Source organism: Hoeflea sp., assembly GCF_039975035.1.
Lineage (GTDB): Bacteria > Pseudomonadota > Alphaproteobacteria > Rhizobiales > Rhizobiaceae > Hoeflea.
This window is the reverse complement of record NZ_JBDWHW010000022.1, coordinates 1-7,633: the sequence shown is the minus strand read 5'-3', so window position 1 is coordinate 7,633 and position 7,633 is coordinate 1. Positions and strand designations below refer to the sequence as shown.

General features: G+C 60.8%; 4 protein-coding genes. 2 read left to right on the top strand and 2 right to left on the bottom strand.

The features are described from left to right. Both ABJN75_RS01955 and purH read left to right on the top strand, forming a co-directional pair. Positions 1-693: heparinase II/III family protein (locus ABJN75_RS01955; RefSeq protein ID WP_348436342.1), on the top strand; the 693-nt coding region annotated here is incomplete at its 5' end. Between the two features lie 152 nt (positions 694-845). Next, the gene (gene purH, locus ABJN75_RS01950) at positions 846-2,459 is read left to right on the top strand and encodes a bifunctional phosphoribosylaminoimidazolecarboxamide formyltransferase/IMP cyclohydrolase (protein ID WP_348436340.1); all 1,614 of its coding nucleotides are present in this window, start codon (positions 846-848) and stop codon (positions 2,457-2,459) included. Between the two features lie 128 nt (positions 2,460-2,587). On the opposite strand, the gene ABJN75_RS01945 is transcribed toward purH, so the two are convergent. Further along, positions 2,588-3,994 carry an MFS transporter gene (locus ABJN75_RS01945; RefSeq protein ID WP_348436338.1) on the bottom strand — a complete coding sequence of 469 codons (1,407 nt, stop codon included), beginning with the start codon at positions 3,992-3,994 and terminating at the stop codon, positions 2,588-2,590. A gap of 38 nt (positions 3,995-4,032) precedes the next feature. Next, positions 4,033-7,633, bottom strand: a 3,601-nt coding sequence (locus tag ABJN75_RS01940) for an NAD-glutamate dehydrogenase domain-containing protein (RefSeq protein WP_348436336.1), incomplete at its 5' end; no start/stop codon positions are given.

The following is a 7,633-nucleotide window of genomic DNA, read 5'->3' as shown; positions in this document are numbered from 1 at the left end:
CCCCCGCGGAAAGGACGGATGGCGGCGGCGGCTCACGCCGGATGCCTGTCCTTTGAGCTGTCTTCAGGCTTCAACCGCTTCATCGTCAATGCGGGAGCCCCTGTATCCTATCAACCGCAACACGCTGAATTTGCCCGGATGACCGCGGCGCACAGCACGGTGACGCTCAATGACTGTTCTTCGCTGAAGATCTCGCATTCACCATTTCTCGGTCCGATCGTGATCGGCGGCGTGCAGCGGGTTATGGTTGAATCGCTGGATGAAGAGGCAAAGCAGTTCGGTTTCGTTGCCACCCATGACGGATATGCCAGCACTGTGAAACTCTTGCACCGGCGCAAGATCCGGTTGCTTGCCTCCGGGCATGAGGTGCAGGGTCGTGATCAGTTGCTCAGACCCGACGAAAGTGAGCCGGGACCCGATAACCGGACGGTTGGCGCGGCACGGTTTCATGTCCATCCGAAAATCTCGGTCTCGCAGGATGAGGACGGCGCGGTTCACCTGACCGCCGGCGATGGTGAATCCTGGGCTTTTGTCGCGCGTGATCTGAAACCCAGGATCGAAGAGGATGTGCATTTTGCCGATCTCGCCGGCGCGCGCACCAGCAAACAGATCGTGCTCGAATTTGTCGCCGGTGATACTCCGCAAATCGACTGGAAGCTGATTCGCACCACTTTGCCGCGTGCCGAAGCCTGACTGGCCGGCGGCGTAGCTTTTATGGTGAAGCGCTTTCATTGAACCGGCAACGCTCCACAGATAAGCCCATTTGCGTGTTTTACCGGGCTTGCGGCTGTGTTAATCCACGCCGGCGCCGCCAGGGTGATGCGGCAACTATCTAGGGGATCTCCATGGCCGTTGTTTCCAAAAACCATCCTGTGCCGGATCTGGTGCGCATTCGCCGGGCCTTGCTTTCGGTTTCGGACAAATCCGGACTGGTCGAGTTCGCTCGCGGGCTTGCCGCGACCGGGGTCGAGCTGGTTTCGACCGGTGGCACACGAACCGCGCTCGAAAAGGCCGGTCTTGCGGTTCGGGACGTCTCCGAGTTGACCTCGTTTCCGGAAATCATGGATGGGCGGGTCAAGACCCTGCATCCGGGCGTGCATGGCGGATTGCTCGCCATTCGCGATGATCCGGAGCACCGGGCGGCAATGGAAGAACACGCCATTGCTGACATCGATCTGGCGGTGGTCAATCTCTATCCGTTCGAGCAGACCGTCGCCGGCGGCGCCGATCCGGCAACAATTGTCGAGAACATCGACATTGGCGGTCCGGCGATGATCCGCGCATCGGCCAAGAACCACGCCTATGTCACAGCCGTTACGGATCCGGAAGATTACGCCCGCGTGCTTGAGGCGCTCGGAACCCATGACGGTTCCGTTCCGCTGGCGTTGCGGCGCGAACTTGCCGCACTGGCTTTCGCGCGGACGGCCGCCTATGACGCGGCGGTCTCGGGATGGTTTGCCGGCGAACTCGGGCTGGACGCGCCACGCCACCGGACGTTTGGCGGCCGGTTGCTCGATGTCATGCGCTACGGCGAAAATCCGCATCAGGCCGCGGCCTTCTATGCGACCGGGGCAAACCGCCCCGGCGTCGCAACCGCCACGCTGCTGCAGGGCAAGCAACTGTCCTACAACAATATCAATGACACCGATGCGGCCTTCGAACTGGTCAGCGAGTTTGATCCCGCGGCTGCGGTCTGCGCCATCATCAAGCATGCCAATCCTTGCGGCGTCGCAGCAGGCGAAAGCCTGGTGGAGGCCTATCGCAAGGCGCTGGAATGCGATCAGACGTCGGCGTTTGGCGGAATCATCGCGCTCAACCGTCCGCTTGATGCGGAGACAGCGACCGAGATCGTCAAGCTGTTTACTGAAGTGATCATCGCGCCGGACGCCAGTGAAGAAGCCCGCCAGATCGTGTCGGCCAAGAAAAACCTGCGGCTGATGACCACCGGCGCGCTTGCCGATCCGCGCCAGCCTGGCCTCACGGTCAAAACCGTCGCCGGCGGGCTGCTGGTGCAGGGCCGTGACAACGGGATTGTTCTGCCGGAGGATTTCAAGGTGGTGACAAAGCGGGCGCCGGATGCGCGCGAACTCGCCGATCTGGCATTTGCTTTCCGCGTTGCCAAACACGTCAAGTCCAACGCCATCGTCTATGCTCTCAACGGCGCCACAGTCGGAATTGGCGCGGGCCAGATGAGCCGCGTTGATTCGGCCAGGATCGCAGCGCGCAAGGCAATCGACGCCGCCGAGGTACTGGGGCTTGAAACACCGCTGACCAAGGGCAGTGTCGTGGCTTCCGATGCATTCTTTCCGTTTGCGGACGGGTTGTTGTCGGCCATCGAGGCAGGGGCGACCGCGGTCATCCAGCCGGGCGGATCAATGCGCGATCAGGATGTGATCGATGCTGCGGACCAGGCGGGTGTTGCCATGGTGTTCACCGGAATGCGGCATTTCCGGCACTGAGTGGGTTATCGGCGCTGCAACCAGTGTGAATGAAGCATGCAGGCTGTCGCGCGGCTCAATCCGTACTCCGGGTACATTGCTTTACATACTTCAAGTATGGATGAATTCCGGACAGCCTGTCCGCCGGATTACAGGTTGCCCGCCGGTTTGCCGGAGGGCTGATCGGCCGGGTAGGGCGTGGTCCACAGGATCGCCAGTCCGGCCGCGAAAAAGATGATGATGGTGGCCATGCCGAGCCGGGGCGATCCGGACAGCGCGGTAACGGAGGCTACCAGGAAGGGTGCGGTAAAGCTGGTTGCCCGTCCGGCAAGCGCGTAAATCCCGAAATACCGGCCTGCTTCATCCTCGGTCACGCTGCGCGCCATATAGGCCCGCGACGAGGCCTGGACCGGACCGAAGGCAATGCCGATCAGCAGCCCGAAGGCGATATAGGCCTTTTCCGAGGCGGTGCCGAACAGTCCGCCTGTATCGCCGTCGCCGAGCATCAAGGCGCCGAAAAAGGTAAATCCGGGTCCGGTTGAAACGATGCCGATGGTGGCGATCAGCAGCAACAGGATCGAGATCAGCACCACCGATTTGGACCCGAGCCGGGTGTCCAGCCGGCTGGCATACAGACACGAGAAAATCGCAACGACATTGAGCATGATGCCGTATATGCCAATCTCGGTGATCGACCAGCCGAACATTGCCGCGGCAAAGCCGCCGCCCAGCGCCAGCAGTGCGTTGACGCCGTCCTGGTAAATCATCCGGGCAATCAGAAACCGGAAAATGCCGCTGCGCTGACGTACCTCGCCCAGGGTCGATTTCAATTCGATCAGACCGTCACGTATCGCCACGCGCATGGCGCGGCGGCCGCCGGCATCGGGCGTGAACGCGAACATGGGCAGAATGAAAACGGCGTACCAGAGCGCCGATATCGGACCGGAAGCGCGAGCATCCTCACCTTGAAGCGGATCGAGCCCGAACAACGGGTTCATTCCGATGATGGTTTTACCGGTTTCGGGCGAGGCTGCGAGAAAGGCAATGATGAAAATCAGCACGATCATGCCGCCAAGATAGCCGAGCCCCCAGGCGAGATTGGAAACACGGCCGATCTGCGCCTTGGGAACCAGCCGCAGCAGCATCGAATCATTGAACACGATTGAAAATTCGGCAGCGACCGACGCCAGCGTGAACAAGGCGACAACGCCGACAAGACTGGAGCCGGGAGCTGCAAACCACAATCCGCACAACGCCAGGATCTTGAGGATCGCGAACGAGGCGATCCATGGCTTGCGCGGCCCGGTCTGGTCGGCGATCGAACCCAGCACCGGCGACAGGATGGCGATGATAAAGCCGCCGGCCGCAATCCCGTAACCCCAGGCTGCCTGCCCGGTGGCCGGGTCACTTGCCATGCGGCTGATGAAATAGGGACCGAAAATGAAGGTGGTGACAACGGTGAAGAACGGCTGTGCCGCCCAGTCGAACATCATCCATCCAAAAACGCCACGGCGGCGAACAGTCGTGGCCGGCGGCAACCCGATTGCTTCAGACATTCAAACGGCCCCCCTTCAGACTGAGCATTGCGATGGTGTCATGCGCGCAGCGAACGGGCAAGGTCGCTCAGCATTCCGGCTGCGACGGTGAGCTTGGCCACAGACAGTTCGCCACTGTCGGTCAGCGACAGGATTTGACCGCGGACATGGGCAATCCGGTCCTTGTTGGTTGTAAGCCATTCACCGGCCGGATCAGCGGCCTTGGAATTTGCGTCAAGCGCAGTGGCGGCAATGATTCGCCGGGCTTCGGATATTTCATCAAGGCTCCGGGCCAGAGCCAGGCCCTCGAAATGATCGGACACCGGAATCCGGTCGACTGCGGCAATGATCCTGCCGAGGCGAAAGGCGTCGGTAACCGCGAAAAATGCTTCAGTGGCACGACCCAGATCAGTACTGGAAAACGCCGCCACATGGCAGATGTCGGGCGCCAGCGCCAATGCACCCAATCCGGCGATCTCTCTGGCGAGATCATCGGGAACCGCTTGCATGACAAGGTTCGATTGAACCGCTTCGGCCTCGTCACGCATGAAGTCGGGCATTGCCGCCTCTAGCTTGCCGCCGAGTTTGGCGACGCCGGTCTGCATGGACTTGATCGCGGTGCCCAGATCGCCTTGCGCGGCGCCGGTCTTGAGCGCCCAGCCGGCAACATCTTTCAGCGTGTGGCCGATATGCGCATAGAGCTGGTTTTGAAGCTCGCCGGGAACCTTGGTATCGAGATCATCGACCCGGGTATAAAGCCGGTTGAGCGAAAGACCGTCCCGGGCAAGAACAAATGCCTTGACGATATCAGCCGCGGTTGCGCCGGACTTGTCACTCAGTCCGATGACAAAGGCCGGTCCGCCGCGATTGATTGCGTCATTTCCGAGCAGGGTCGAAATGATTTCCCGGCGCAAACGATGGCTCGCAATGTCGGAGGAATGCGGCTTTTGCATCTTCTGGGGAAAATAGGATCTCAGCGTCTGATCAAAATAGGGGTCATCGGGAAGGGAACTGGCGACGATCTCGTCGAACAGAACCAGCTTGGCATAGGACAACAAAACGCCGATCTCCGGGCGTGTCAGTGCGTGGCCGCCGGCGATGCGCTCGGCAACGGCAGCATCATCGGGAAGGTCCTCGACCCTGCGATTGAGCAGACCCCGGCCTTCGAGATTGCCCATCACACGGTTGAGTTCGCCAACGCCGGATATCCCTTCGGCCTGGGCGATGGAGATGGCCAGAGTCTGCAGATAATTGTTGCGCAGCACCAGGTCGGCCACTTCATCGGTCATCGACGCCAGCAGGATGTCGCGCTTGGGCCGTGTCAGGCGATCCTCGCGCATGGCGTTGGCCAGGGCGATCTTGATATTGACCTCGACGTCGGACGAGTTCACCCCGGCGGAATTGTCGATGGCGTCGGAGTTGCATCGGCCACCATGAAGCGCATAGGCAATGCGGCCCTTCTGGGTGACGCCAAGATTGGCGCCTTCGCCGATGACCTTGGCGCGAACCTGGCGGGCAAATACCCGGATCGCGTCATTGGCGCGGTCGCCGACATCGGCGTCATTTTCGCCCGCATCCTTGATGTAGGTTCCGATGCCGCCAAACCACAACAGATCCGTTTCCATCTTGAGGATCGCGGTCATGATGTCCTGGGGTGTGGCCCGGCGTTGGTCAAGCCCTATTGCCGCGGCTGCTTCCGGGGTCAGGTCAACCGATTTGAGCGACCTGGGAATGATCATGCCGCCTTTTGACAATTTGGATTTGTTATAGTCCTGCCAACTCGACCGGCCGAGATTGAACAGCCGGCTTCGTTCCGCAAAGCCGGTCGCACAATCCGGATCTGGATCGATGAAAATGTCGCGATGGTCGAACGCCGCCAGCAACCGGATCTTCTCCGACAGCAGCATTCCGTTGCCGAAGACGTCGCCCGACATGTCGCCGACGCCGGCGACGGTAAAGGGCGTTGTCTGGATGTCGATGTCCATCTCGCGGAAATGCCGCTTGACGGCTTCCCAGGCGCCGCGTGCGGTGATGCCCATCTTCTTGTGGTCGTAGCCTGCCGAACCGCCCGAAGCGAAGGCATCATCGAGCCAGAAATTCTGCTCCTGGCTCAGCGCATTGGCGGTGTCGGAGAAAGTGGCGGTGCCCTTGTCGGCGGCAACCACGAAATAGGGGTCGTCCACGTCATGGCGAATGGTGTCGGCAGGAGGCACGATTGCATCGTCGATGATATTGTCGGTCACCGACAGCAAGGTGCGGATAAACAGCTTGTAGGCTTCGCGTCCGGCCTCGAACACGGCATCTCGACCGCCATCCGCCGGCAGTTTCTTGGGATAGAAGCCGCCCTTGGCGCCAACCGGCACGATCACCGCATTCTTGACCTGCTGCGCCTTGACCAGTCCCAGCACCTCGGTGCGGTAGTCCTGTGCGCGATCCGACCAGCGCAGACCGCCGCGGGCAACCGGACCGAAGCGCATATGCAGGCCTTCGACCTCCGCCCCATAGACGAAAATCTCGCGGAACGGTTTCGGCTCGGGCAATCCCTCGAGCGCTTTCGGATCGAGCTTGAAGGCCATCGCCGGACGCCGCGCTCCGTCGGCGCCGGTCTGGAAGTAATTGGTTCTCAGCGTTGCGCCTATTGCATTGACGTAGCGTCTGAGAATCCGGTCGTCATCAAGGCTTGGAACTTCGGCGAGGGCGGATTCGATTTCCTCCATCAGCCGGGTGGATAGATCCGTCCGGTTTTCCGACGTTATGTCCAGATCAAACCGGATCCGGAACAACTCGTGCAATTTGCTGGCAATGGCCGCGTGCCGGTTGAGGCTGCGGGCGATATATTCCTGCGAATAGGCAATCCCGGCCTGACGCAAATAGCGGGCATAGGCGCGCAACACCGTTGCTTGGCGAACCGACAGCCCGGCATTGGTGACAAGCCGGTTGTAGCTGTCATTGTCGGTGTCACCGCGCCAGACCGACAGAAATGCTTCCTCAAGGCGAGCGCCTTCCGATGCGAGATCGATGATGCGTCCGTCCTCATGGCCGATTTCCATGTCGTGAACAAACACGATGCTTGACGCGCCCGCCTGTTCATCCAGGAAAATCTCGTGGGTCTGCTCGCTGATCACCTTGAAACCGAGATTTTCCAGAAGCGGTACCCGTCGCGACAGCGAAACCGGCTTGCCGGGATGAAAGATCTTCAATGCCAGATGATCCTCTGCCGTATCCTCGCTGCGATAAAACGCGATCCGGATCGCGCCGGGCGTCGCGCAGGCCAGAATGTCGTCAAGATCGGCCAGGGCTTCTTCGGCCCGGAAGCGTTCCTTGTAGGATTGGCTGACGCTCATCCGCGCCGCGTTGCTGCCGCCAAGCGCGCGGAACTGATCTTCCCAGCGCGTGACGATGGAGCGAACGTCGCGTTCCAGCTGCTCTTGCGGGACTTGCGGTGTCTTGCCTTCGGAACGCCCGATGATGAAATGGACACGCGCCACCCCGCCTTCGGGAAACGCAGGGTAGTAAGCCGACACACGACCGTTGTAGACGGTCTTGAAATAGGCTCCGATTCGCTCGCGGGCGATCGAATCGTACTGGTCGCGCGGGACGTAGACGATCAGCGACACAAACCGGTCAAAGCGGTCGATGCGCGGCAATACCCGGACCCGC